The following is a 26,999-nucleotide window of genomic DNA, read 5'->3' on the forward strand; positions in this document are numbered from 1 at the left end:
CAACAAGCGCATCGGCCGTAGCTTCAGCAAATCTCCCGGTAATCAGTAAGCAATCCAAAAGCATCTTCACCAGTTAAATAAAACTTAGCCGACGAGTAGCTATAATCCTCCGGTTCCTGCACCAGGTTCCACTTCTCCTGCAAAGGGTTCAAGTGAATATATTGCAGCTTCTGTTCTACCATCTCTTTCCCAAATAAATTTACTGTTAGTGGATTGCGCTCCCAAATCTGGTACGTTCGGTCTTTTGCCTCAACCCGAAATTTCTCCAGTACCTGCGGATGATTAGCTTGTAAATCAAACCGTATTTGTTGGGCAGTATACTTTAGAAAATCACGTTGCACATCTTCTCGCTTATAACCATTATTTATCTGCCAGATAAGGTGCAGGTGATTGGGCATAATCACGTAAGCGAGTAAAATGATGCGCTTTTGGTTTACTAGAAATTGCAGGCGGCTTATAATAATGTCTTTGTACTTGTCCGGTTTAAGCAGATGTTTCCAGTTCAGAATGGTAGCGGTAAAAAACTGGATAGGATGTTCGAATTCCATTGGTTAGCATACGAGTACTTCTTGTTGGTGATAACACCAACAAGGGCAACAAGAATAAAATAACAAATAAATATTACCGACTTTTATTTAAATTGACTGGTAACGCATTCCGGTTTATAACCGTGGACAAATCATAAATAGCTTTAATATCATCTGGGGTTTTCTTTCTTAATAAGAATCCTGACCAGACCATAAACCACGACCATTTAGGTTGCTGCTGCAATATTTGGGGCGTTGGCAGTTCGCCTACTTCGCCCAAGGCAATAGGTTTGCCGTTGGCTAGTTGTACAAAGCGGCTATAGTATTCCGGGTTGTAGTCGTTTTCGTAAATATCGGCGGCTAAAATATCAACGTATTCCGGACCCGGATAATATTGTTCTATTCCGGCCCGAGGACGGTCGGTGTTCCAAACCCAGAGCAGGTTGTTTAACTCATGATGCTTTACCAGACGGTCGTATAGCATCCGGTAAAGAGCAGGGTAGCCGCGTTCGCCGGGTTTCTGGCCCCACCAAAACCAGCCGCCGTTCATTTCGTGGTAGGGTCGCCAGATTACCGGAATATTAGCTGCTTGCAGTTGTTTTAAATACCCCGCAATAACGTCTACTTTTTGCACCCACGCTGTATACATAGCCGTACCGGGCGTTATTAAATCTTCCCACTCCTGCGCGGTTAGTTCGGCCTGTACACTCTCTTTCCAGCCGCAGGGCTCTGGGTCCTGCGGCCGGCAGGAGTGCCACATTAGCGTAATAATGCTCCCGGCCGCGTGGTGTTTTTTAGCTTCTTCCACTAATTTCTGCCGGTATGCAATGTTGTCCGGGTCGTGAGAAGCACCCGCAAAGCCAAAGTCGCTGCCCCAAATAGCCGGATACTTGCCGGTAATGTTATTTACTTCGTCGGAATAGCGCGATAAATGGCCAATATAATTATGTTGGCCGGATAAAGTAGACTTACCCGATATCGAATAAATATATTGCAACAGCGCTCTTGCTTCTTTTGTAGCTTTGGAATTTACCGGCACCGCTTTACTGAGGGTATTTACTGATGATGGCGGCGATAGCTTGTTAGTGCAACTAATCTGAGAGAGTATTAAAAGAATAAAAAGCAATTCTTTAAAACCAGTAGCATAGGAAAGGTTAGAGCCGTTATAAATAGGAATATAAATCATTAATTTTACTTTACGGGTTAATATATTTTTCCGCCTATATTAATGTTATCAATAGAGGCATGCCGGCTAAAACTTACTTTGGGCAGTTTACCGTTACCAAATTAACTTATTTCTCCCTTGTTGGTGTTATCAACAGGCATGCCGGCTAGGGAATATTTTAGAATAATTTACGTTTGCTCGCGCCAGCTTGTAGCTGGTGTGTTTTTGTGAAAGGAAGTTTTGGACAGCCGGCCAGCTGAAAACTGGCCCTTATAAATAGACACAAGTACGCTTCGCTAAACTTGCGCCAGTGCGAGTAGCTTAGCCGGCATGCCTATGGTGATAACACCAACAAGGGCAGCGTTCTATTAGGTGAGCCTGGAAGTGAGTATAACGCTCATTAAATCACAAAATACCGTTGCCTGTATACTCTAAGGCTTTGCGGGTGACAAAATTCTTATTGTCAACTACTTTAACAAAAAATTTATTGTTTAAGATATTTTCCAGGAGTCAGAGATAACCGAACTCCCGGAAAATATTAGGTTAAACTTTCTCTACAAAATCTTTTAAAAGGTTTCCAATAATATCGGTCCAGCCAGCGACAAAGTTTTCTCGGGCGAATATGGGGCCGTAGCCGGCAATTTTTTCTAAGCCTTCGTGGGTAAGCCGCAGGCGGGTTTTATCACCTTCCGGAAATAATTCAAAAGTAACAAAGGTTTCTTCGGGTTGGCCTTCGTATTGCCAGGTATGGGTTAGTTTTTGGCCCGGTAATACTTCGGTTATCCGGCAGATGTGCAGGAATTGGTTTTCGTCCTCGCCGCCGTAAAACCGGAACTCAAAACCTACTTCAGGCTTAAACTCCTTTAAATCAAAGTACCATTGTTTCATTTTGTTTTTGTCGGTAATGGCTTCCCAAACGGCTTGCACTGGGGCATTGTAAGTGCGTTCGATTACAAAAGGTTGCTGTTGCATAGTTTTATATATTTTAGTGAGAGGGAATTAATCTATTTTCTTTTGTTCCTGCTCTTTTGCCAGGAATTCGCCGAGCGCATCTAATTTGCCCGACCAAAAAGCCTGGTATTGTTCTACCCACGCGTTTACCTGCTGTAGTTTCCGCAAATCGGCGTGGCAATACCGCTCGCGGCCCTGTTGGTTAATAATTACCAGCCCGCACTCGGTTAATATTTTTATGTGCTTGGATATAGCCGGCCGACTGACCTTGAAATTTTCGGCTACGGCATTTAAGTTAAGTTGCTGGTGCGCCAGTAGGTTAATAATTTCGCGGCGGGTAGGGTCGGCAATGGCCTGAAAAACATCTCTTCTCATCTTTCGGTAAAATTATAATGCGTAACCGTTTGGTTACAAATATACGGATCTGAAATAAACTACAAAGGCTGCTCAACAGAAAAGCAGCCTTTGTAGTCAAATTATTTATTAAGTGAAGTCTGTGGTTTATCTTCTGAATATTACTTCTTCGTACTGGTTATAATAGCTACCATTTCGTTCTACTTTAAAGCTGCCTTCCAGTATCATTTCGGTGGCAGTTAGCGATTTAATGGAGTAGGTGCCGTTTATACAAGCGGGTTTGCTGCTCTTGTTGTCGAAGCCCAGGAAATAAGTAGTAGGAGCGGACCGATGGCCCGAAATGGTGAAGCCGCCTTTAGAAGTATTGCCATCGAAAAAGTCGGAGTAAATCATTTGGCCGTTGGTGTAGGTATCGATGGTGAGGTTGATATAATTACCAGAGCCAATCTCTCTTGCTTTCCAGCCCGCGCTTTCGAATTGCGTTTTATAAGAAACCAGGTTCCACTTGCCCAGTAGGGGCGATCCCATTTTAAACGACACCGGCGAACCGCTTACCAAAGAACCGTCTTTTTTCCGGGTAATGGCTTCTACTTCCTGTATGCCGTCGTTGCCGGGGTAAAACTCAATGCTGGCAATGCCATCGTCATCTACCCAGCTGGAGCGCGAAAGGGATGTGGCGGTATTTTGGACAGATGCCGTTTGCGCAGAATACAACTTGCCGCCCCCCGATTTTACGCGCCATTCTACCTGAACGCCGGCCAATAACTTGCCAGTGGCATCTTTCACTTTTACTTGCAGCGGAATAAATGCCCGGTGGTTGGTAATGGCAAAAGGTTGTAAATGGCCACTGTAGCTTTCTATGGTTTTAGCGTAAACTTTCAGGCCGGTTACCTTGGCGCTTACCACTTTCTCCTGGGTAAATCCTTCTTTGGTTACTTTAATTTTAAAATTAAAAGATTCGTCCTGGCCCGATAAAGACTTGAATTTTACGTTTTCGCCGGCTTTGCTTACCAATTGCACCTGGCTGTTAGAAATAGCCGATATTTGAATATTCTCGGTGGCTAAGCTAATTAATCTTTCGCTTGGCTGGAAAGTAGGAAGCTCCCCGAATAAAGCCGTTAGTTTATCCCAGTAAGTGTTTACCCGCGCAAAAATATTCAGGAACGAAATGCTACTGCGGGGTATATAATTGGTTTGGGTATTCTGATTATCGTCGGCGCTAAGTGTTCTAAAGCCCGCCTCTAACTCTAAATCTTCGTCTTTATCGGTCTGGAAAGAAATATTTATTTTCTCGAATAATTCTTGCCGGAATATCCAGGGGGCTTTTAAAAACAATTTAGTATCGTAGCGTAATTTTACCCAGGCTGGCCACACTTCGGTTACACCTAAATACAGGGCCATGGTTAAGGGCAAAGACATGCCTACTGCGGTAATACCTAAAGCCACTGGCCCTAAAGCCGAAAGTTTTAACGCTACCCCCGCCATGGTGCCGGCCATGGCTGCCATTTCCAACATTTTCTTGGCGCTACCATTAAAAGCCGCATAAGAGTTGGTCATATTAGCCGATGTGCAATCGTAAAACGAGCGATAATCTGTTTCGGGGCAATCGGATTGCTTATTTACCTTGGCCAGCCGGAGGGTTGTGGCGGCATCCAGGTTGGTGGTTACCTGGTTGGTAAAGGCGGTAAAAGCAACTTTATTTGCCTCATAAAATAATACCGTTTGCCTTTTTTGCTCAGTTGGTAAAGCGTTTAAGGTTTGCGTAAGATTAGCCTTAAATAAATTCAACTGCTGTACTTCTTCTCTTTCCGCATCGGTACTTGGGTTCAGTGCTGCTAGCCGGGTGTCGAAATTCTGGAATATGGTTTTAAATAACTGTTCTGAACTTACCTCAATGGTTTTGGCTACGGTAAAATCAATTTTAGTATTAGAGAAGTTGAGTGCATGTCCGCCGGCGGCCACATCCGGTACAATAAAAGTAAGGGTGCTGTCCGAGGTTTTTATCAAATCAACCGGGGTTTCGCCAAACGTACCCTTCGTAGAGCTCTCTACCGCGTTTTTGGTATTCAGGGTAACCAGTTCGTAGGTTTTTACATTAGTACTTTCTACGGCAAAGTTGGCGGCATCGGGCGTTTGGGGTTTGTTTTCGGTTTCGGTGCAGCCATTAAAAATACCTAAAGCCAAAACTAAAATGGCCAGGTACTGCAGTAAAGTGAAATTTTTAAAGTAGTGTTTTTCCATTAAATTGTATTATGTTTATAAATTATTAAATAATGATAGCTTAGTATTTGTTTCGGTAACTTTGAATAAGCCAGTTTCAAAGTAAATAGGTAAGTTTTTAATTTAAAATACTTACTTTCAAGTATTTTAATATATTTTAAGAATATTCACTTCTTAAGTAACTGATTGTAGTTCTTATTACCTGTTGTTTTTTAGTTCTTAATATTGTGTCAGATAATGAAATACAGTATAAGATATGGGGTTTATAAAATAAATATAATTTAATGGTTTTAATTTTAGTATAAGTAAAAATATAAATTACTGATGATGTGGCTGTTTAATGGTATACCTAAAATGCAGTTGAAGTGCGATAAGTGGTATTATTACTGCCTATTATTCAAGTACAATAACATCGACCGGATTTATAAGATGCAGTAGTATTCATCCTCAGCATTGCAGGGGTATGCCGACGATTTGGTAGGCGGATGCGTAGTACTGTAAGTAGCTGTAAATTATCTAATTAGGTTAAAGTTGAAATATGTTTCGAATGGTTTGCTAAATTTCGGAAATAATATAACTTTACTCTATGCTACAGCCAGTCCACCCCCGCCCGGTTGATGCTTACTTTAACAAGTATGCTGAGAGCCACCAGAACCCCACAAATAAATTTATTCATTGGATTTGTGTGCCTTTAATTGTATTTAGTTTGCTGGGTTTGGTGTGGGCCATTCCTTTTCCGAGGTTTGAGGCACTAGGGCGGCTAAATGGTTACATAAACTGGGCTACGTTTCTTATCCTGTTCTCGGTGGTTTATTACTTTCGGTTATCGCCGGCTTTGGCCTTGGCCATGCTGCTGGTTATTTTTGTTTTTGCGGCCGGCATTGTAACCCTCGAAAAGCTACATAATAACAGTGGTTGGCCCCCCATGTGGCAGGTTTGCCTGATAGTTTTTGTTATAGCCTGGATCGGACAATTTATCGGGCACAAGATAGAAGGCAAAAAGCCTTCTTTCCTCGACGATGTAAAATTTCTGCTAATTGGCCCTATTTGGTTATGGCACTTTCTATTTAAAAAAGCCGGTATCGGGTATTAATAATCCTGTAAATCAGGTAAGAACCGCTACCAATAATCCGGAATAATTGTCTGGTATTACTGGCAACGGTGCGCTATTTATCCGGTCTGGGGCCTTTGCTTATTTATTAGGTGCATAATCAGTTTAAATCCGGGGCTTGGCCCGGTCGTATTGTACCGGCCACGGCACGTTTTGCCGGAGTTCGGTAGCGGCGCGCAAACCAAAATACGCATCGCGCAAAAATTCTCGAGCCAATAACACTACATCGGCCTGGCCGGTCCGGATAATATGGTCAGCCTGGTGGGCCGAACTGATAAGGCCCACCGCACCGGTTAAAATGCCGGTTTGTGTTTTTATGGCCTGAGCAAAATTTGTTTGATAGCCTGGACCTACCGGAATTTTTTGCCAGCTTACGTTACCACCCGAGGAAGTATCAATTAAATCTACGCCCAAATCTTTAAGTACCCGGACCAGTGCTATGCTTTGTTCTAAATCCCAGGCATTAGGGTCGTCGGGCACCCAGTCGGTAGCCGAAATCCGGACAAAAAGCGGTAAACCAGCCGGCCACTCAGATTGTACCGCTTTAACTACCTCGGTTACCAGGCGTATCCGGTTTTCGAACGAGCCGCCATACGCATCGGTACGGTGGTTGGTTAACGGCGATAAAAACTCGTGCAGCAAATACCCGTGGGCGGCATGTACTTCGGCAACTTTAAAGCCGGCGGCTACAGCCCGTTTGGTAGCGTCTTTAAAATCCTGAATAACTTGTTTAATTTGCTCTGTACTCAGCGCAATTGGCGGCGGCGTGGTGTCGGAAACAGGTATGGCGCTGGGTGCATAAATATTTGTCCAGCCGCCGGCTTCCGGGGCTACCTGGTAGTTGCCTTCCCAGGGCGGACAGGTGCTGGCTTTGCGGCCAGCGTGGGCCAACTGAATACCAGCTACGGCGCCCTGGCTATGAATAAAATCGGTAATGCGCTTTAAAAAGGCTATATGCTCGTCTTGCCAAATGCCTAAATCCTGGGGCGAAATACGGCCTTCCGGCGAAACCGCCGTTGCTTCACAAACCACCAACCCGGCTCCGCCTACTGCCCGGCTACCCAAATGTACCAGGTGCCAATCGTTGGCAAAACCATCGGTGCTGGAGTACTGGCACATCGGCGAAACAACTACCCGGTTTTTCAGTTCCAGGTCTTTAATCTTTAGCGGCGAAAATAAACTAGTCATAAGTGCTGGGGCAAAATTATCTTAACCGTTTCTTTTAGCTTATTTATGGGGTTAAGGTTACAGTAAAATCGTAGCTGTTTTACTTCTCAGGCTTTTTTTCGCATAAATAATTAGTCTTAAATATAATTTGAAAGGTTTGCCAATTATGTTATAAGTCATTAATAATAAGTAGGTTGTCAGTAGAATGTCAGGGGGAAACTGAGATTTAGAATAATTTGAATCTCCTGGAGCAAGGACAGAAAACATTTGGTTTACGAAAGAGTTTTGTATAAATCCGTATCAATTAGCGCCCACTAAACAGCTTAATGCCTGATGCCCGAATTACCCGAAGTAGAAACTTACCGTCAATATTTTAACCAAACGGCCCTGGGCCATACCGTAGCTAACCTGGAGGTAGAAGACCAGCGCCAGTTAACCACCGATTACGATACGCTGCAACAGGCGCTAAAAGGTGCTCAGTTTAGGGAATCTTACCGCATTGGCAAGCATTTTTTAATTGAGTTAAGCACCGGCAAAATTTTGGTGCTGCACTTTGGCATGACCGGCGATTTGGCATATTTCCGCGATGCCGAAGATACGCCGCGCTTTGCCCGCATTGTTTTCCATTTTACAAATAATTTCCGGTTAGCTTTTATCGATTCGCGGAAGTTTGGCCGGGTGGGGCTGGCCGAAAGTGTAACGGCTTACCGCAAGGAAAAAAGCCTGGGCCCCGATGCCCTGGATATTACCTTACCGCAACTGCAGGCCCGCTTAGAAAACCGGAAAGCACCCATTAAAGCTTTGCTCCTCGACCAGAAAATACTGGCCGGCATTGGCAACTGGATTGCCGATGAAGTGCTATATCAAGCCCAAATTCATCCGGCCCAAGCGGCTAATAATTTAACCTCTGCCGATTTTGAACACCTGCACGAAGCTATTCAGCACGTTTTGCAAACTGCCATTGCGCACGAAGCTGTTTACCAGAACTTTCCCAAAACATTTTTAATTCATGCCCGGGGCTGGGACGACAATGCTTTAAAAGCCAGTGAACGGCAGGTTTGTGCACGTCACCAGACATCCCTGCAAATTACCAAGGTAGGCGGCCGTACTACCTATTTTTGCCCAGTTTGCCAAGTGCCGTAAGCTAAATGGAGTGCTGGCGTTCGTGTTCCAGTAACCACTTTTTCCTTTCCAAACCGCCCGCGTAACCGGTTAAATTGCCATCTTTGCCAATCACCCGATGGCAGGGGATTATAATGGCAATGCGGTTGTGCCCGTTTGCCGAGGCTACTGCCCTAACTGCTTGCGGATAACCTAATTTTCCGGCTTGTTGCTGGTAAGAGCAAGTTTGGCCGTAAGGTATCTGGCTTAAAGCTTGCCAAACCTTTTGCCGGAAGGTGGTGCTCGGGGTGTGCAACGGTACGCCAAAATGCTGGCGGGTGCCCGCAAAATATTCAGTAAGTTCGTTTTTTGCCTGTGCTAAATGGGCGTTTTCGCCGGTTAAAATAGTAGCATTTAAGCTTTTTTGAAGGTCCCGGAATTCGGTTTCAAGCATGCGCCGATCGGTAAACTCTAACAAACAAAGCCCGGATGAGGTGGCGGCGGCGTACATAGGGCCCAGTGGAGTGGTAAAGCGGGTGATCAGGATAATGGTTCGATCTTTTCCTTCGTCGGGCGATTGGCCCAATAATTTTTTAAAAGTGTAGCCAAATCCGCTCAACGATTCATACCCCGATGCAAAAGCCGAAGCCGTAACACTTTTGCCATTTTGCAGCTCGGCAAAAGCGCTGTTAATCCGGATCATGCGCTGGTACGCCTGAAACGTAACCCCATGGTGCTTTTTAAGCCAGCGCCTTACTTTTTCAGGACTCAGCCCTTGCTGTTTTAAATGATAGTCCGAAACTTTTTGCGCTGGGTTTTGGCTAAGTAAATTTAAAGCCAATTGTACTTCGGGCGGCGTTTGATAAGCATTTTCGGTGGGCCGACAAACTTTGCAGGGCCGGTAGCCGTGCTGCAGCAATTCTTTGGCAGTGGTATAAAACTCCACGTTTTCGGGTTTAGGCTTACGGGCGCGGCAAGTGGCAATGCAAAATATACCGGTTGTTTTTACTCCCACGTAAAATATACCAATGAATTGCGCGTCTTTCCGGACTAAAGCACGGTAATATTTTTCTACTTCTTCTGTTTCCGTTACGAGCATGGCGTAAAATATTTAGGTGCTGAGGCGATAATTGCTTCCCCCTACCGGTAAGCGGCAATCGCACTTGGGTGGGCAAGTTTCTAAAATCAATTGTTCTTTTTTACAAAAGAGGCACAACAGATTTTAATCAGCAACCGAAAAACAGACAAGTATTTTTTATTACTGGCGGGGTAGGGGGATAATTGGCCGCAGCGCATGTCCTGAGTTTTCCGGTAGAAGCAAGTCCATTATGTCTGAAAAGATAAAGCTCCATTACTCCCACAATATTTGGATTAAATTAGGCGCTGATAAAAATAGTTAGGTTGTCGGGGTCGATAACGGTAAAAAGAGTAGGCGTGAGGGTAGTAACAAGCAGCCCAGCCGCTGTTAAATTATTCTTTAGAAAATTAAATGCTTCATTATTGGGTACCTGCAGCGTAAAATTAGCTAAGCCGGTTTTATTAGCTGGGCCAGGCGTGGTGTTTAAGCTATGCCAGGTGTTTAGGCCCAAGTGGTGGTGATAGCCGCCTGCCGAAACGAATAGTGCTCCGGGGTAATTTTGCTGCATCACATCAAAGCCCAACTGTTCGCAATAAAATTGTTTGGCGGCCGCCAACGACGATACCTGCAAATGAATGTGACCGATTATAGTGCCGGCCGGTAAACCGTTCCAGTTAGTGTCAGTATTTTCTATTTCGGCGAGCAGGTTTGGCACATCTACCGCCAAGGTATCCATTTGTACTTGTCCGTTTACGATTGGCCAGGTATCGCGGGGGCGATCAGCATATACCTCAATGCCGTTACCATCGGGGTCGGCCAAGTAAATAGCCTCACTTACCAGATGATCGCCAAAACCTTGCAGCGGCCACTTGGTTTGGAGTAAATGCCGTAAAGCCCGGGCCAGTTCCGGCCGGTTAGGTACAAGCCAGGCTATGTGGTACAGCCCTGGTTGCCGGCGGCTAAACAAAGGGGCGGTTTTGTCTTCTTCCAGTATAAGTTGCGGGATGGTCTGTTCGCCGGCTGCTAAGTGTACCTGGTTAGCGGGACTGTCTATTTGCCGTAAGCCCAACACAGTTTGGTAAAAATTACTCAGCTCGGCTAACTGGCGGGTACGGAGGGTAACCTGTTGTACAGATGTATTGGCGGGTAGCGTAAATGTGTTCATAATATATTTTATAACTGGCCAGCGTAAAATAACAATGTAAGATAAAAGCTTAAAGCTTTGTAATTAGAATTTAGTATGGAAATAACTTTCTTGGGTTATTTTAATTTAAATACGAGAGGATAGATATTTAGGGGAGCGGCTTTCACCAAGAACTGTTGTTCACATGTAAATAAATAGCTGCTATCGCCGGCGTCACGCCGGTGATTACTTCTTCCGGCCTCTGGCCGAGGTATTTATCAATTCTAATGATTTGTATAATATTGGCCAGAGGGCGGAGGAAAACAGCACGGGCGAGGACGCCCGCGCCAGTAGCTGTATATTATTAATCGCTATCAACAGTCGTATTTGTAGGCAATTGGTCTTTCTGGAAGAGGTACTACTTTGCTTCTTTGTATTTCGCTTTAAATTTCTCGTAGAGGGATTTTTGTTTGTCGGTGAGGTTGATCTGACGGCCCTGGATGTAAGCGCGGGTTACATTGTTGGTGCGCATGTCCAGTAAGTCGCCGGCCGAAACTACCAGCGTGGCATCTTTCCCGGTTTCTACGGTACCTACCTGCCCAGCAATGCCTAATATTTTAGCCGTGTTACCCGCAATAGCCATCAATGCTTGTTCTTTCGTTAAGCCGTGGGCCACGGCCGTACCGGCAATAAAAGGTAAATTCCGTACGCCGTGCAAGCTGGCATCGTAATCTAATCCGTATAAAATACCGGCTTGCTGCAGCAAAAAAGGCGTTTTATAGGCTAAATCAGTGTCGTCGCCGGCGTAAGTGGGCAAGGCATGAACACCCGATATAATAACCGGAATATTATTCTCCCGTAGGAAATCAGTAATGCGCCAAGCATCGCGGCCACCTACCAGCACCACATGTTTAACGCCTCGTTGCTGGGCAAACCGCACGCCTTCTATTATTTCTTTGGCCTGATTGGCGTGCAGGTATAAGCGTTTGGTGCCATCGAACAAACCCCGCATGGCATTTAATTTTACGTTGGTTTTGTCGTAAGCACCCGGGCGGTAAGCCGAGGCCTGGCCGAAAAGCTGGTCGAGTTCCTGAATTGATTTTTCGCGGTTGCGCAGGGCTTCGGTATAAGCGGGGGTTACGTCGGTTTGGGTTTGGGTAAGCAAAGACGGCCAGGTTAGGTGCAAACCATCGTCGGCTTTTACCACGGCATCTTCCCAGTTCCAGGCATCAAGCTGCATTACCGACGAGGAGCCGGAAATAGTGCCGCCCACCGGTGTAGCTTGTACCAGCAGCACGCCATTGGCCCGGATGGTGGGCAGTACCTCCGAATCGGTGTTAAAGGCCACCATAGCCCGTACATTGGGGTTAATAACGCCAACTTCCTGTTGGTCTAGAGTAGCCCGCACCGACGAAATTTCGTTTAGCCCCAGGGTCGTGTTGGGCTGAATTAACCCCGGGTAAATATGCTGACCACTTACATCTATGCGTTCAAAAGCAGCATTGGCCGGCGCACCCGTAGCCGGACCAGCATAGGTTATTTTGCCTTTGTCGAAAGCAACGGCAGCTTTTTCTATAACGGTACCGTTGCCTACGTGCAGGGTGGCACCCGTGAGTAAAATGGGTTTGCTTTGCGGCGGTGCCGGCGCTGGTACCTGGGCCCAGGCGCTATAGCTAAACAGCAGTGCTATGAATAAATATTTATATTTCATTGGGAATATTGGTTTAATTAAAGTATACTTTTTAGGAGTGGTTTTCGAACTATTTATTTACCACCCCTGCCCCTCCTAATATAGGAGGGTAAGTTTTTGTTAGGCCCTTATTAATATATATTAATAATCTTTAAAATAAATTGGTAGTTTACAAAAAGCCTTTGCTACGGGGAACTGTCCCCTTGAGGGGACCGCAGGGATGTCAAGACAGCAGAAATTCACAATAGCTTTTGCTTCTCAGTTGTCAATCCAACCTTACACCCCTCTTTATCTCCCCTCAAGGGGAGAGTTTGCTCCGTAGCCGACTGCTTTGGGTATATATTCCTCTTCTTACAAGATTTACTCCTTAACTAAATAGGGGGCTTTCAGATAATTTGAAAAATCAATAGCAATCAGCAATTCAACAATCCAACAATCAACAATTACTCCACATCTTCGCAGTGCTGTACTGTGCTACCGCGGCGGGCCAGGGGAGTAGTTTGCGTGGGAGCACCGGTTTGCTTGGCGTTGAGCATTTTTTGAATAATTCGCTGGCGTTCCTGGGCTAACTCTTGCCGCAGTTGTTGGTCAGTTTCCAAGTCGAAATAAGCAATGCCATCCACAAAAGTTTTGGCGGGTTTGGCGTAGATGGAGAGCGGATGGTCAGTCCAGAGTACTACGTCGGCATCTTTACCGGCTTTTATACTGCCCATTTGTTTATCGAGGTGCAATAATTTAGCGGGGTTCAGGGTTACCAGTTTCAGGGCTTCTTCTTCGGATAAACCACCGTATTTCACGGCTTTGGCGGCTTCCTGGTTTAGGCGTCGGGCCATTTCGGCATCGTCGGAATTAATAGCAGTAACCAGGCCCACGTTGGTCATAATAGCGGCATTGTACGGAATAGCATCTTTTACTTCCATTTTGTAAGCCCACCAGTCGGAGAAAGTAGAAGCACCCGCGCCGTGTTCGCGCATTTTATCGGCCACCTTGTAACCTTCCAAGATATGGGTAAAGGTATTTACTTTAAAGCCCATCTGGTCGGCCACTTTCAGGAGCATGTTAATCTCAGACTGCACGTACGAGTGGCAGGTAATAAATCGCTTGTTGTTTAATATTTCTACCAAAGCTTCCAGTTCCAGGTCGCGGCGCGGTACTTCGGCACTGGCTTTAGCTTTACCGGATAAGCGATTATAATTTTCGTGGGCTTTCTGGTATTCTTTGGCGCGCTGGAAGGCATCGTAAAACACCTGTTCCACACCCATGCGGGTTTGCGGAAAACGTACCACGTTTTGGGTGTTGGAGCGTTTCACGTTTTCGCCTAAAGCAAACTTAATGTAATTATCGGCTCCTTTTATTTTAAGCGCTTCGGGGCCCTGGCCGTAGCGCAGCTTTATAATGGCCGACTGGCCACCAATAGGATTGGCCGAGCCGTGCAATAATTGCGAAGCTACCACGCCACCTGCCAATTGGCGGTAAATATTTACATCTTCGGGAACTATCACATCACCTACGCGTACTTCGGCAGTTACGGCCTGGGTGCCTTCGTTTACCGCACCATCAATGGCAATATGCGAGTGCTCGTCGATAATACCGGGCGTAAGGTGTTTGCCGGTACCGTCTACCACTTGGGCACCGGTAGCCGGCAGGTTTTTACCAATGCGTTCTATTTTACCGTTGCGCAACAGCACGTCGGTGTTTTCCAGTTTGCCTTCTTTTTCGTTTGTCCAAACGGTGGCATTTTTAATTAACACGGTTTGGGCTTGGGGCAATGCCTTCCGGCCAAAAGCCGCAAACGGGTAAATTATTGGTCCTAAAACAATGGGGTCTTTGGCTTTAATCGAATCTTGCCGGGCCTGCTGGGTCAAGGCTTTTGATAATTTGGCGGTCCAGTTTACGGGTGTGGCATCGGGTAACTGACCAGTACCCCGGAAGCCTTTATCAGGGCCAGCATACCAGCCACTCAGCCGCACTACGTTTTCTTTTTTCTTTTCGTCGGGGTTATACGTTAAGGTTATCAAATCGCCGGTTAGGGAAATTTTGCCTTTAACTTTGGTGGAGTCGGTAGCACCGGCGGCTTTAAAAAGTACACGGGCTTCGGGTTTATCGGGGTTGCCGGAAATGTGCAGGTTTACGATTGGTTGCTGGCCTACCTGCAGAGCATAAACGCCCCGTACATCCACCGGAATTTCGCTTAGTTTAAACCGTTCGCCTTGTACCCAGTTTTCCAGAATCACGTTGTCTTCCTGAAACAAAGGCTTAGAGGTAATTAAGAAGCTGGCTACCATGCCGGGCTGCAAAGCACCCACCAGCTTTTCGGCTTTAAGCAAGCGTGCAGGCGTGTAGGTCAGGGCTTTCAAGGCTTCTTTTTCGTCGAGGCCGTAAGCAATGGCTTTGCGCAGGTTCGGGAAAAAGCTCTTTTTGTCTTTTAAGTCGGCGGCGGTTAAGGCAAACGGAATACCGGCTTTGGCTATAGTAGCAGGGTTGGCGGGGGCCATTTCCCAGTGTTTTAAATCTTCCAGCGAAATGCGGGTGGCATCAAACGGGTCTTCTACGTTGTAAGCTTCCGGGAAATTAAGCGGCAGAATAAGCGTAGCTTTGGTGGCTTTTACCTCGTTCAGCATCTGGTATTCATCGCCTTTACCTTTAATAATATATTGCTGCCCAAATTCATCGCCTATTTTATCGGCCCGCAACACGTTTAATTTATTTGTGGCCTCAAATAATTGGGGCAGCGCGCGGGTATCGGTAAAGGCTTTTAACGACAGGTTTTGCTCTTTGCCGGGCGTTTTGCTGTTCCAGGCCGCATCGAGGTAAGTTTGGCGCAGCAGAGCAATGGCGCCCATGAGTGATCCGGGGTAATCCTGGGTAGAAGAGCCCCTATCGAAAGATAGCCCGAAAGCGGCCCGGTCGAGTAAGATTACTTCGTTCTCGCGCTTTTGGCCCAGGCTTACTAAGGTTGCGGTGCCGCGGGCAATGCCGTCGGGGTGCAGGGCCAGCACCGTACTAAAACCTTGCTTGCGGTAATCTTCGGCCGCTTTGGTATCTACTTTAAATATTTCGGCCGCATTGTTTTCGGCCCTAATGGCTTGGTTCCAGCTATAAGGCCCTTTTTTCTGCGATTCGGTAGCGCCCGCGGCATAGGCTACCCGAGCCGGAATTACCGGCGGTAAACCATAGCTGGTGTACATATCAATCAGGCCGGGGTAAATATATTTGCCCTTGGCATCAACGGTAACGGCTCCTTCGGGTATTTTTACCTTAGCACCAGCAGCTACTACTTTGCCGTTTCGGATAAGCAGCGTGGCGTTATCGAGGCGGGTTTGGTAATCGGTAAAAATGGTGGCGTTGGTAAAAGCTACCAGGCCGGGGCGGTCGTCGTAAACGCCGTTGCGCGGAAAAGTTTCTTGCGCCCGCACCGCAAAGTTGCTTAAAATCAGAAATAAAAGTACAGCGTAAAAACGCTTGGTGTAAATATGCTGCATGCAAAGTTAAATGTTAGAAGAATAGTTGTATGGTGAGTAAAAATAAAATAATATTCAGAATTTAGAACATTACTTAAATAAATATTTAATTATCCTGGGTAAATATTGCAAATATTTAATCTTGGCAATACAATTGGCTAAACTCACTTTTGATTAAAGGTTGAATTTAAAAAAACTTAAACTTTAAGGTAAGCGATTCAAGGAATGCCGTTAACAGGAAATATTAATGCTTTCGTTAGTTTATAAAGAAGCTGTTTAATATTTTGGCAATGGTACTAACGTTTGCCCTGGCTGCGTGTTTTCACCGGCAAGCAGTCCGGCAAATGTTAAAAGATTGGCGGGGATAATAGCACCCATGGCCGCAGTTCCTGCTAATTTTATAAAACACTCAATAAGTTCAAAATTGAATATTTGCCAGGGTTGCGTTTGGTTGATTTAAAATAACAAAAGGGCCAGCGCGTTTTGGTAAATATTTATTATTGCCTCAGGCCTCTATTTCTAAAACAAGAGCAGGTGCTTTAGTTTTGATAAATCCGGAAAAATGCCGGGTACTTTATTAAATTTGAAGTTGTTGAATATTCATAAAATATTTGGCGCAATAACCCCAAGTAGAATTAAGCATGTGGCGGCCGCCCGTTTTTTACAAGAAATATTTTCTGCCCAAAATAGCAACTTACGGCCGTAGCCGGAGGGTTAAGCTGGTGGCAGGCTTGTTGCTATTCCCAATATTTACGCTGGTGCTGCTTCATTTCTTATTCCCGCTGCGGGTACAAATAGCGTATTCCCCGGTTATTACAGCCGCCGATGGCAGTGTCATAAATGCTTTTCTGAGCCCGGATGATAAATGGCGCATGCAACTGGCGCCCGGCGAAATAAGCCCGGTTTTAAAAAAAACCATTCTGCTAAAAGAAGATAAATATTTCTATTACCACCCGGGTATAAACCCATTTGCTTTAGGCCGGGCTTTCTGGAATAATACTTTACGCGGCAAAACTACTTCCGGGGCATCTACCATTACCATGCAGGTGGCGCGGTTGCTTTATCCTCAGAAAAGAACTTACGGAGCTAAATTAACCGAAATGTTTCGGGCGCTGCAACTGGAGGGGCAGTACAGCAAAGACGAAATTTTGCAGTTATACCTGAACCTGGTGCCCTTTGGCGGCAATATAGAAGGAGTAAAAGCAGCCGCCGTGTTATACTTTCAGCAGTCGCCGGCGCAATTGAGTTTGGCGCAGGCCGTTACACTGGCCGTTATTCCCAACAAACCCTCGTCGTTGCGCATTGGGCAACGGAACGCGCAAATTGTAGTATTCCGAAACAAATGGTTGCGGTATTTGCAGGAACAAAAGGCCTTTCCGGAAAAAGTAATTGCCGATGCCTTGCAGGAACCATTGGTAGCCGAGCGCGTGGAAGCGCCGCAGGTAGCGCCACATTTAGCATACCGGTTGTTTCGCCGGTACCCGCAGCAGCCCGTCATTAAAACCACACTTAACCGCCACCTGCAGGCAAAAGCCGAGCAACTGACTTATAATTATATGCAGCAGTTGCGCTATAAAAATATTCAGAATGCTTCGGTAATTATTATTAACAACCAAACCCACGCGGTAGAAGCGTATTTGGGCTCCGCCGATTTTAATGACTTGGCCCACGGGGGCCAGGTAGATGGGGTACGGGCTATTCGCTCGCCGGGCAGTACGCTAAAGCCGCTTTTGTACGCCACGGCTTTTGATAAAGGTTTGCTTACGCCCAAAAGTATAATTAGCGATGTGCCCGTAGATTACGCGGGTTACCGCCCCGAAAACTATTACGGCAATTACAGTGGCAATATTACTGTGGAGCAGGCCTTGGCTACTTCGCTTAATATTCCGGCCGTGAAAATTCTGGATCAGTTGGGCGTACCGGCTTTTGTGCAGAAACTCCAGCAAGCCGAATTTTCGCAGATAAAGAAACAAGGCAACCAATTGGGTTTATCGCTTATTCTGGGCGGCTGCGATGTTACCCTCGAAGAGCTGACTACTTTGTTTTCGGCTTTTGCCAACCAGGGGCAATATTATTCTTTGCGGTGGCAGCAGCAAGATACCGCTGCGGTGCAAAAAAGATTGCTTTCGCCGGCAGCTGCGTACATGGTAAACCAGATTTTAACCCAACTCCAACGCCCCGATTTGCCGCACAACGCCCAAAACAGTATGCACTTGCCCAAAATAGCCTGGAAAACCGGCACTTCGTATGGCCGCCGCGATGCCTGGAGCATTGGCTATAACCAAAAGTATACGGTAGGCGTGTGGGTGGGCAATTTTTCCGGCGAAGGCGTGCCGGAACTGAACGGCACCGACTCGGCCACTCCGCTGCTCTTTTCTATTTTTAACACCATTGATTATAACAGCCCGGCCGGCTGGTTTAAACAACCGCCGGGGTTAAGTCACCGCCAGGTTTGTGCCGCCAGCGGCAACCCCGCCAATAATTTTTGTGCCGACCTGATTACCGATACCTTTATACCGGGTGTGTCGGGGGTAGTTAAATGCACGCACCTGAAACAAATACCCGTTAGCCCCAACGAACAATTGGCTTACTGTACCGTTTGTTTGCCGGTAAACGGCAATTATATCCAAAAGCAGTACCCCAATTATGCACCCGAACTAATTACTTTTTTTAACACCGAGCATATTCCTTACACCAAAATTCCGGCGCACAACCCGGCTTGCAGCCGCATATTTCAGGATTTTGCGCCGGTTATTACCTCACCTACCGCCGATACGGAATATTTACTGGAGCGTACCGAAAACCAAAAGCTAATGCTGCATTGCAACGCCCACAACGAGGTGAAACAGGTATATTGGTACATCAACGACAAATTTTTGCAAACCAGCCCCGCCAACGAAAAACTGTTTTTTGCTCCCACGCAGGCCGGCAAATACAAAATTTCCTGTACCGACGACCAGGGGCGGAACAGTAACAGTTATATCAACGTCCGTTTTCTGGAATAATTTGCGTAAACCACCCGTATGAAACCCGCCTTATTTGGATTACTTATTTTTTTCGGGGTTTTACAGCAACAACCCGCCCGGGCCCAAGGCAATTGGGAACTGAAAAAGAACCAGAACGGCATTGCCGTTTATACCCGCAAAATAACCGACCAAAAATTAAAAGAAATAAGAGTAGTTACTGAGCTTACCGGCACTACTACCCAGTTAATTAATATTTTGCAGGATATTGATAACTACAAAAACTGGGTGTACTTAACCAAAAATGCCTACGTACTTAAAAAAACAAAAGCATCTATTGTGTACTACACCGAAACCGAAGCGCCCTGGCCCGTTACCGGCCGCGACCTGATTCTGGAACTGATTATTACGGAAGTACCCGGTACCAAAAACCTGGATATAAAAACCCAAAGCCTGCCGCAATATTTGCCAGTTAAAAAAGGTTTGGTGCGGGTGCCGTATTCCGTAGCCACCTGGACCGTTGTACCCCTCGCGCCCAATCGCTTAAAAGTAGAATATGTATTTAGCGTAAATCCGGGTGGTGCTATTCCGGCCTGGCTGGTAAATATGGCGGCTACGGTTGGCCCGTATAATTCGTTTGTGAATTTAAAAAAGCTTTTGGCTGGCAATTAGCTGTAGTAATCTAAAACTGGCCATGATTCTATGCTGTACCCTTATGTAGTATCAGGTGCATACAAGTCTAATGTCGGCAATGGACTATTTTTTCGTTTTTGTAAATGCCTGGTTAAATGGGCTCCCACAGTTCTATTTTGTTTCCTTCCGCGTCCATTATATGAATAAATTTTCCGTATTCAAACGTTTCTATTTCATCCAGAATCGTTACCCCGTTTTCTCTTAATTTATTTACCAGGCCTTCTATGTTCTGGACCCTGTAATTAATCATAAACTCCTTTTTCGATGGCGCAAAATATTCACTTCCCCGCGCAAAGGGTGCCCATTGGAGGCGATTTATTTCGTCGGGTTGGTTTACACTTCTACATTCAAAGGTGGCGCCCCATTCATCTACCGCGAACCCTAAATTTTTAGCGTACCATTCTTTTGTTTCTTCTGGGTTTTCCGAAAAAAAGAAAATTCCACCAATCCCGGTTACCTTTGGAGTAGTGTTACCGGCAGAACCGGCGTGCCCAGGTTTGTTTTTTGATTCTTCCACAATATTTGTTTTTAATTTGTAGTATGGCCCCTCGTAAAGATTTTAAACTGGGTAATGCCTGGCAACCTTTTAACGATATTTGCTTCTGTTACATGGTAATATAAGTAAGCGCCCTATGTTACCATGTACCATTACTACAAACGCGTACGAGTAAGTGGCAGCAAAGTAGTGGTTGCCGTTTAAATTATATTTAGCAGTGCGTAACTTTCTTATTCAATAGCTGCCAAATCGCTTTTGAATATTATTTCGTGGGCTATCCGGTAGTCTGATTCCTCTATCCTTGTCTCATGCCCATTTAACCCATCTAAACGGCAACAGCCCTGTAGCCTTATTATTGCCTGGATGGTTCTTTGCCTTTTTCAAGTCGGCGCAGTTGATGAATATTTTACCCTCCGTTCTTGTATAATATGCACCATCACTTATAAATAATTTTCCACATGGTACATAGTTTTCTTCATTGGTTTTTATGCAGAAGGGTCGTGTTATTAAGTGATTCTAACGCTTCTGTTAAATCAATTCCGCACTTCCCGCATTTAATATTCATGTATTATTTATTAATGCTGCCCAACGGTTTTGGCTGTGGCGCATTTTAATGCGCTATAGCTTGTGTTGGAGCCAGCTTTTTATGCTTCTTTTTGTCCCAAGCTACTACCTCAACTCCTGTTGAGTAATGACTTAGATTTGGAATGCCGCTCAATAGTTTGCCAAATCTGGGGTATTTGACGTTAATACTCTTCAATTCTACTTTAGATGTTGGCCACTCAATATGGTGAATCTCAAATTCATTAATTGAGGTGTCTGTGTCTTGAAACAAAGCATATCTCTCGGTTAGCCATTTGTCAAGTTCAGTTTTCTTAGACAGTGGTGGGCCAACCTGATAGCTTAGTTCAAGCCTATCTCCAAAACTGCAGTTTTCAGAGCAATAGTAGTTTTCTTCCCTCTTTATTCTTGAGTGTCGGTAAGGCAGCTCAGATAAGCCTTTGGCGACTTGACAAGATATTTTTGTCCCACCCTCAATGCTTAAGAAGTAAACACCTGTTTTATTGTTATACTTCACATATGTCCGAATGTTGATTTCGTGAAAGTTAGATATAGGAGAGAAAGAAGGTAAATTTCTTGGCCTTATTTTCTCCATTGTGAAAGCTACTAATGACACCCATGGCTTGCCTACAAACAAGTCAATCACTAAGTCGTCAGGAACAAACTTCTTCAACTCGTTGATGTCAACCTGCCAGTGTAGAAATACCGCATTATTCCATTCCTGATAGTACTGCCAGTTTCTAGTTGGAAGTATCCAAGGCCGGTGTTCTGTTTTCTTCAGTAGCTCTTTTATTTTCATCTTTCAAATTTGCTCCAACGTACTTGTGTAAACGACGGCAAGGCCGTCGGCCGTAGCATGGCTTATGCACAATGTTGGCGGATAGTGCTTTTTAGTCAATAATATCTATTTGCTGCAAAAAAGCTCCACACCAATTTTGGCGCTCAATTATATCTTTAACTTTCTCTGAAATAATAATTGGTCTACTGGCGCTACCACCACTACCAAACCATTCAGTAGTCCGCACAATATCGGGTTGGTCTTGGAAAATAGATTTGTGAAAGCTTAGCTTTCTCCCTTGCGGAAAGTTGTACTTGGTTCGACCACAAAATGGACCTTTTAGCAATTTACTTCCAATTGCTTCCAGAAACTTAACCTCTTTTATATCGGTTGGTTGCTGGCAAACCTCAGAAGACAGACTAGATGCGATCAAACCTTTTGGGAGTAGTGTCTCTACATGCAATTGAAAAACAGTGCCTAGAGGTTCACCTGTTTTATGGAGTACTGGTTTTGAGAATCTTATACCGCTTACTCTTTCGTTTTCTAACTTTATCTTTACTTCCTCTTTGACAAATATTTGGTCGAAAACCCAATTCAAACCAATAAAGTGGCTTCGGTTTACTTTTGACTCTTTTTTAAACCTAAAAGCGTTGGTTTGAATGATTCCTATATGACAAGTAGGGCATCCACTTTCTGGCTCGTAAGGTCTTTCTAAATATCCAAAGTCATTCTCAGGCTGTGGATAGCCAAATTGACCTGTCAAGATAAGATACCAGTTACTGCTCATTCTTTTTATTTGCATTACCGCCAACGGTTAGTATAAAAAACGTGCGAGGCCGTCGGCTGACGTTTAGGTGTTGTTAGCAGCTGCTTTTTATTTTAAGTATTCTTGAAATTCTAAATCAATATCTACAGGATTTATGATTTTAGGTGACCCTTTTTCAGGAGAGAACAAGATTGTCGTCCAGCCTCTAGCGGCTTTTGCTTTTGTATCAAAGTAAAATTCACTCTTTTTAGAGACGAACTTTATATATCGTTTGGTCGGGTAAATAATTGTGAACTTCTTTTCTTTTAGATATTCTGAGGCTTCATGTTCGAAGTAACTATTGTCGTCCGCAACTGTGTAAAAGTCTTCCTCTCCGTTTTCTTTTATTAATTTCTCAATCTCCACGCTGTCGGGCGATATGAAGATTCCAGCTTTTTGAGATATAGATATAAAGTCGTTTGAAGGTATTTTTGAAACTAAATAATTCTTGAGCACGAAAGATTCTTCAAATGCTTTCCAGTTTGCGGCCTGTTTAATTGAATCAGTATCCGCTTTAGTTAGTTCAAGATTTTCTCTGTCGGCTGCTTGAACTCCCTTTTTGTAAGATTCATTGCAACCTATCATAACTGCTATGAAAGTTAGAACTATCAGATTTCTTTTCATTTTTTAAGTTGCTGCTAACGTATATGGCTAAACGACGGGCGAAGCCATCGGACGAAGACTGCCGTTTAGGTGTTGTTGTAGGTAGTACTTTTATTTTGAATTATCCTCAAACCAAGCGTTTGAATATGTGTCTGCTTTTTTTAGTTCCTTAGTCAATTCTCCCTTCTCCCAATTGATATTTTCGTATTCAGTCCTTTCATGAAGGAGATTAAAAGCTGACTGATGAAAACCCGACTTCACTAAACTTTTAAAGTCTTCCAAAGCTAGTTTATTTGAAAGGTTGTCATTTCGGTATTCGATGTTTAGCAATTGGAACAAGGTATCATTTACAAGTTTATTATCAGCATTTAATGAAAGTGTACTTGAAGTAAACTTTGTTTCATAGGAATATTTTAAATCTTTAATTATTTGATAAACAATACTATCATTCCTTTCCTTTTTTCTCCTTTCCCAAAATTCTTTATAATATTTTATTTTGATGTGCTTCTGATTATAAGTCAATAAAAGACTATCAATAAGGTCATATGGTCTTTTTTTTTATATAAAAATCTTGAATAACTAAAGGATTGTCGGACAAATAAGGGCCGATTAAGTTCATGTAACCTATCTTCTTAAAGGTCTCGTGGACCATCAATAGGTTTTTTGGTTTTCTTATCCATGAATTATCAGTCCAGTTTCCATGCCTTAATTCAAAAAAGGAAGGATGTTCCTCAACATAGGAATTTTTGTCCTCAGTTGTTAGGTTATTGCAACTCGTTATGAAAACCATAAGTCCAATAATTAATAATATTCTATTCATTGTATTACACACAACGTACTGGGCTTTGCTGTGGCGTAGCTACAGTAAAGGTGTGGTTGTGCGATGTAGTTTTCCTTTTATTTCCACCCTAAACAAGCTTCATCAAAATCCCATAACTGATTTATCTTTCCTGTTTCTAAAAATTCTTGTATTAGGGAGTAATCAATTTCTGCGGGAATGTCCAAAGCAACATATATAGTTACTTCGGGCAAAGTAAAAACTACTGCTCCAAGCTGCTTTACCTCTTCTAAAGTTTTGTTTATTATATCCTCGTTCCAAAAGAGTATCCTTACCGTACTTCTCCCTGATTTTTCAATTAAGTCATCAAAGTAATGAACCCCATCTTCGTTCTCTACTGCAATTAAATCATCTATAGCAAGGTTTTTAGCAAAAAATGGAGGAGCTACCATTCTGTAATAATCTCCTTCTTTTTCAGCATCAACCATTTCTGTTTGGTAGATATTCTCAATTTCTTCCAAGTAGACTAATGCAATATTATGAATTGACATTTTTTTAAATCTTACTATTACGCTTAACTACGCGATATATGGAATTTATTCCGTTTATCCATCCAAAATCAACCGATAACCGGAACTGGATTGCCGAATATATTATATATAAATATAAGAATTAAAAGGCTATAGAAAAACTATTTTTGTTTCTGAGAAAGACGGAATTTCTAAAAATTCTAAAGTCTATTTGTTCTCACCGCCGGTACAAATAATAAAACTTGATGGCTAAAAATGCTTCCTGGCTAAAATATTCAATAAAGAACAATGCGGCCAAGCTTTCTCCTTTATTATTTCCTGTAGTTTTATGCGGCAAGTTCTAACCACTTTACTGGAATAAGCTACAATGGCGAAATCTGCAAGGCAAAAGCTTTTTTCTGGCGGTTTTTTTATAGTTTCGGGGCCGGAATACCTTCTTTAAGTTAGCGTAAGGGCTACTGGGCTTGGCTGCCGGGGTACATTTTTAAATTTATTTAGCCGTTGTATAACGCTGGGCGTAGTTATCTCGTCTTAGGAGAGATTGCTCCTTTTATAATATGAAAAATTATTTAGCCTTTTTACTTTTTGTTGTTTGCAGTTGTTCTGTTGCCCAGGCCCAGGAAATGGTGCGGGGCCGGGTAATTAATGCCCAAACCCAGCGCCCATTAGCCGGCGCATCGGTAAGCAGTAGCTTAACGGGTACCGGCACCATTAGCAACGAGCAGGGATACTTTAATTTAACCTTACCGGCTGGGGCCGATAGTTTGTTTGTAAGCATGGTGGGCTATCAGGGGCAGCGGCTGGCCGTGCCTCAAGCAGCCACCGAATTGTTAATCCGGTTACAAGCCGTTAGTCAGCAATTGAGCGAGATAACGGTTACGGGTTACGAAACCAACCGGCCTTTACCCGAAACGGCCGGGGCTATTGGGCTATTAAGTTCCCGCGAAATTAACCGGTTTAATACTACCTCGCTGGTACCAGCGCTTAATACCTTGCCGGGCGTGCGCATGGAAGAGCGCGCTACGGCCAGTTACCGGCTTTCTATCAGGGGCAGCAGCTTGCGGGCGCCGTTTGGGGTACGCAACGTAAAATTATATTTAAACGAAACGCCCCTGGTAGAAGCCAACGGCACCATTCCGTTAAATTTATTTGATGCCGGTACCATTGGGCGGGTAGAAGTAATAAAAGGGCCCGCCGGTAGTACGTACGGGGCGGGCACCGGCGGCACCGTGCTTTTACAAACCTTAAGGCCGCGAGCTGGCGAAACCAGCGCCGAAGTTGGGGCCATGGCCGGCTCTTTTGGCCTGCGCCGCTACACGGCCACAGTAGCCACCGCTTCGGATAAAACCAATTTTCTGGTACGTTACGCCAAACAACAACTGGATGGTTACCGCCAGCAAAGCGCCATGGACCGCGATGTACTGTTGCTCACTGGACAAATATACCCCTCCGATAAGCAAACTTTTTCTTTCCACGGCTATTATTCTGATTTGTACTACGAACTGCCCGGCGCCATTACCCGCGAACAATACGACGCCAACCCCCGCCAGGCCCGCCAGCTTAACCTGGACCAGAATGCCTCCATTAATTTAAATGGGGTAAACGTAGGATTGTCGCACCGCTACGATTTTAGCCCGCAGGTAAGTAACAGCACCTCGGTATTTGGGGTTTTTAGCTTCCTGAACCATCCGTTTACCAACGATTACGAACGCAATACCAACCAGGCTTTTGGCGGCCGCACCAAAACTACTTACAAAACTGTAATTGGCGGCGTAGGTACCCGGTTTATGTTGGGCGGCGAGTGGCAGCGCAGCTTTGTAAACTCCCGGCACTACGAAAATATTAAAGGCAAATCGGGTAAATTAAATTTTGACGATGAAGTAACCTTAGAGCAAGGGTTTGTTTTTACCCAGGCCGAAGCCGATTTGCCTCGGAATTTTATTTTTACGTTAGGCGCGAGCCTGAACGACATGCGATACGTGCTGAACCGGGTATCGGGAGCTGGCCAAACTTCTATTGTGGAGAACGAACGCCAGTTCGACCCGCAACTCTCGCCGCGGGTAGCTTTGGTAAAAGTGTTTTCGCCGCAGCTATCGGCGCACGGCAGTGTGAGTGCAGGTTTCTCGCCGCCCACCGATGCCGAAATCCGGCCTTCCGATGCCAGCTTTAACACTACGCTAAACCCCGAGCGGGGCGTAAATTATGAGTTAGGCGTGCGCGGCAATTTATTTAACGAAAAACTTACCTATGATTTAGTAGGCTTTCAGTTTAACCTGAACGAGACCATTGTGAGCCGGGCTACACCGTCGGGCGTGGTGGTGTTTAACAATGCTGGTGCTACCAGCCAGCGGGGCATTGAGGCGGCCGTGGCGTATAACGTTATTCAGGCGCCTCTGCAGCCGGTTTCATTGCTTAAAATCTGGAGCACTTATACTTATAGCCATTTCCGGTTCCAGAATTACCAGCGCGACGATCAGGATTACTCCGGCAATAAATTAACCGGTACGCCGCCGCACGTGTGGGTAGCCGGTTTAGATGCCGAAAGCCGCCTGGGTTTTTACCTGAACGTAACGGGTAACTATACTTCGCGGCTGCCGCTAAACGATGCCAATACCGTATATGCCGATGATTTTATTTTGCTGAATGCCCGTGGCGGTTTCCGGCGCGGCTGGGGCCAACATTGGCAAACCGAAATTTACGCCGGCCTCGACAACGCGCTGGATGTAACGTATAGTTTGGGCAACGACTTAAATGGGTTTGGCAACCGTTATTTTCAGGCTGCTCCCGGCCGGAACTATTATACCGGCTTGCAGGTAAAATATTTGTTCCTGAAAAAATAAACTG

General features: G+C 44.8%; 21 protein-coding genes. 5 read left to right on the forward strand and 16 right to left on the reverse strand.

What is annotated here, in order from left to right:
* Positions 1 to 23: 23 nt before the first annotated feature.
* The 5 genes from ACO1R6_RS01380 to ACO1R6_RS01400 form a co-directional block, all read right to left on the reverse strand.
* Positions 24 to 548: a transposase gene (locus ACO1R6_RS01380; protein ID WP_486261671.1), complete on the reverse strand. Its 525-nt coding sequence runs from the start codon at positions 546 to 548 to the stop codon at positions 24 to 26.
* 73 nt (positions 549 to 621) lie between these two features.
* Positions 622 to 1,713, reverse strand: a complete 1,092-nt coding sequence (locus ACO1R6_RS01385) for a glycosyl hydrolase (protein WP_486261672.1) — start codon at positions 1,711 to 1,713, stop codon at positions 622 to 624.
* Between the two features lie 522 nt (positions 1,714 to 2,235).
* Positions 2,236 to 2,664: an SRPBCC family protein gene (locus tag ACO1R6_RS01390; protein WP_486261673.1), complete on the reverse strand. Its 429-nt coding sequence runs from the start codon at positions 2,662 to 2,664 to the stop codon at positions 2,236 to 2,238.
* Between the two features lie 27 nt (positions 2,665 to 2,691).
* Entirely contained in the window at positions 2,692 to 3,018 is a 327-nt protein-coding gene (locus ACO1R6_RS01395; RefSeq protein WP_486261674.1) for an ArsR/SmtB family transcription factor, read from the reverse strand.
* 126 nt (positions 3,019 to 3,144) lie between these two features.
* On the reverse strand, positions 3,145 to 5,238 hold the full coding sequence (locus ACO1R6_RS01400; protein WP_486261675.1) for a hypothetical protein: 2,094 nt from the start codon (positions 5,236 to 5,238) through the stop codon (positions 3,145 to 3,147).
* 565 nt (positions 5,239 to 5,803) lie between these two features.
* Here ACO1R6_RS01400 and ACO1R6_RS01405 point away from each other — a divergent pair.
* Entirely contained in the window at positions 5,804 to 6,310 is a 507-nt protein-coding gene (locus tag ACO1R6_RS01405) for an Mpo1 family 2-hydroxy fatty acid dioxygenase (protein WP_486261676.1), read from the forward strand.
* 123 nt (positions 6,311 to 6,433) lie between these two features.
* Here the strand turns inward: ACO1R6_RS01405 and ACO1R6_RS01410 are convergent, their stop codons facing one another.
* Positions 6,434 to 7,516 (reverse strand): NADH:flavin oxidoreductase/NADH oxidase, encoded by a 1,083-nt coding sequence (locus ACO1R6_RS01410; protein ID WP_486261677.1) that lies wholly within the window; start codon positions 7,514 to 7,516, stop codon positions 6,434 to 6,436.
* A gap of 312 nt (positions 7,517 to 7,828) precedes the next feature.
* Here ACO1R6_RS01410 and mutM point away from each other — a divergent pair, with 312 nt between their 5' ends.
* The gene (gene mutM / locus ACO1R6_RS01415; protein WP_486261678.1) at positions 7,829 to 8,638 is read left to right on the forward strand and encodes a DNA-formamidopyrimidine glycosylase; all 810 of its coding nucleotides are present in this window, start codon (positions 7,829 to 7,831) and stop codon (positions 8,636 to 8,638) included.
* A gap of 1 nt (position 8,639) precedes the next feature.
* Here mutM and ACO1R6_RS01420 read toward each other — a convergent pair whose 3' ends face one another.
* From ACO1R6_RS01420 to ACO1R6_RS01435, 4 genes are all read right to left on the reverse strand, one after another.
* Entirely contained in the window at positions 8,640 to 9,695 is a 1,056-nt protein-coding gene (locus ACO1R6_RS01420; RefSeq protein WP_486261679.1) for a bifunctional transcriptional activator/DNA repair enzyme AdaA, read from the reverse strand.
* A gap of 277 nt (positions 9,696 to 9,972) precedes the next feature.
* Positions 9,973 to 10,839 (reverse strand): VOC family protein, encoded by an 867-nt coding sequence (locus ACO1R6_RS01425; RefSeq protein WP_486261680.1) that lies wholly within the window; start codon positions 10,837 to 10,839, stop codon positions 9,973 to 9,975.
* 376 nt (positions 10,840 to 11,215) lie between these two features.
* On the reverse strand, positions 11,216 to 12,508 hold the full coding sequence (locus ACO1R6_RS01430; RefSeq protein WP_486261681.1) for an amidohydrolase family protein: 1,293 nt from the start codon (positions 12,506 to 12,508) through the stop codon (positions 11,216 to 11,218).
* 422 nt (positions 12,509 to 12,930) lie between these two features.
* Positions 12,931 to 15,969 (reverse strand): amidohydrolase family protein, encoded by a 3,039-nt coding sequence (locus ACO1R6_RS01435; protein ID WP_486261682.1) that lies wholly within the window; start codon positions 15,967 to 15,969, stop codon positions 12,931 to 12,933.
* A gap of 620 nt (positions 15,970 to 16,589) precedes the next feature.
* Between ACO1R6_RS01435 and pbpC the strand changes: the two genes are divergently transcribed.
* On the forward strand, positions 16,590 to 18,953 hold the full coding sequence (gene pbpC, locus ACO1R6_RS01440) for a penicillin-binding protein 1C (protein WP_486261683.1): 2,364 nt from the start codon (positions 16,590 to 16,592) through the stop codon (positions 18,951 to 18,953).
* 18 nt (positions 18,954 to 18,971) lie between these two features.
* Positions 18,972 to 19,583, forward strand: coding sequence for an START domain-containing protein (locus ACO1R6_RS01445; protein ID WP_486261684.1), 612 nt, complete (start codon positions 18,972 to 18,974; stop codon positions 19,581 to 19,583).
* Between the two features lie 112 nt (positions 19,584 to 19,695).
* Here ACO1R6_RS01445 and ACO1R6_RS01450 read toward each other — a convergent pair whose 3' ends face one another.
* The 6 genes from ACO1R6_RS01450 to ACO1R6_RS01475 form a co-directional block, all read right to left on the reverse strand.
* Complete coding sequence (locus ACO1R6_RS01450; RefSeq protein WP_486261685.1) at positions 19,696 to 20,121, reverse strand: VOC family protein; 426 nt, start codon at positions 20,119 to 20,121, stop codon at positions 19,696 to 19,698.
* Between the two features lie 589 nt (positions 20,122 to 20,710).
* The gene (locus ACO1R6_RS01455) at positions 20,711 to 21,460 is read right to left on the reverse strand and encodes a YqjF family protein (protein WP_486261686.1); all 750 of its coding nucleotides are present in this window, start codon (positions 21,458 to 21,460) and stop codon (positions 20,711 to 20,713) included.
* Positions 21,461 to 21,551: 91 nt separating this feature from the next.
* Positions 21,552 to 22,241, reverse strand: a complete 690-nt coding sequence (locus tag ACO1R6_RS01460) for a hypothetical protein (protein ID WP_486261687.1) — start codon at positions 22,239 to 22,241, stop codon at positions 21,552 to 21,554.
* A gap of 72 nt (positions 22,242 to 22,313) precedes the next feature.
* Positions 22,314 to 22,868, reverse strand: a complete 555-nt coding sequence (locus tag ACO1R6_RS01465) for a hypothetical protein (protein WP_486261688.1) — start codon at positions 22,866 to 22,868, stop codon at positions 22,314 to 22,316.
* A 90-nt stretch (positions 22,869 to 22,958) separates the two neighbouring features.
* Positions 22,959 to 23,369, reverse strand: coding sequence for a hypothetical protein (locus ACO1R6_RS01470; RefSeq protein WP_486261689.1), 411 nt, complete (start codon positions 23,367 to 23,369; stop codon positions 22,959 to 22,961).
* A 375-nt stretch (positions 23,370 to 23,744) separates the two neighbouring features.
* Entirely contained in the window at positions 23,745 to 24,176 is a 432-nt protein-coding gene (locus ACO1R6_RS01475) for a DUF4265 domain-containing protein (RefSeq protein ID WP_486261690.1), read from the reverse strand.
* A 536-nt stretch (positions 24,177 to 24,712) separates the two neighbouring features.
* Here ACO1R6_RS01475 and ACO1R6_RS01480 point away from each other — a divergent pair.
* Entirely contained in the window at positions 24,713 to 26,995 is a 2,283-nt protein-coding gene (locus ACO1R6_RS01480) for a TonB-dependent receptor (protein WP_486261691.1), read from the forward strand.
* Positions 26,996 to 26,999 lie beyond the last annotated feature (4 nt).

It is taken from the genome of Adhaeribacter sp. (genome assembly GCF_057359045.1).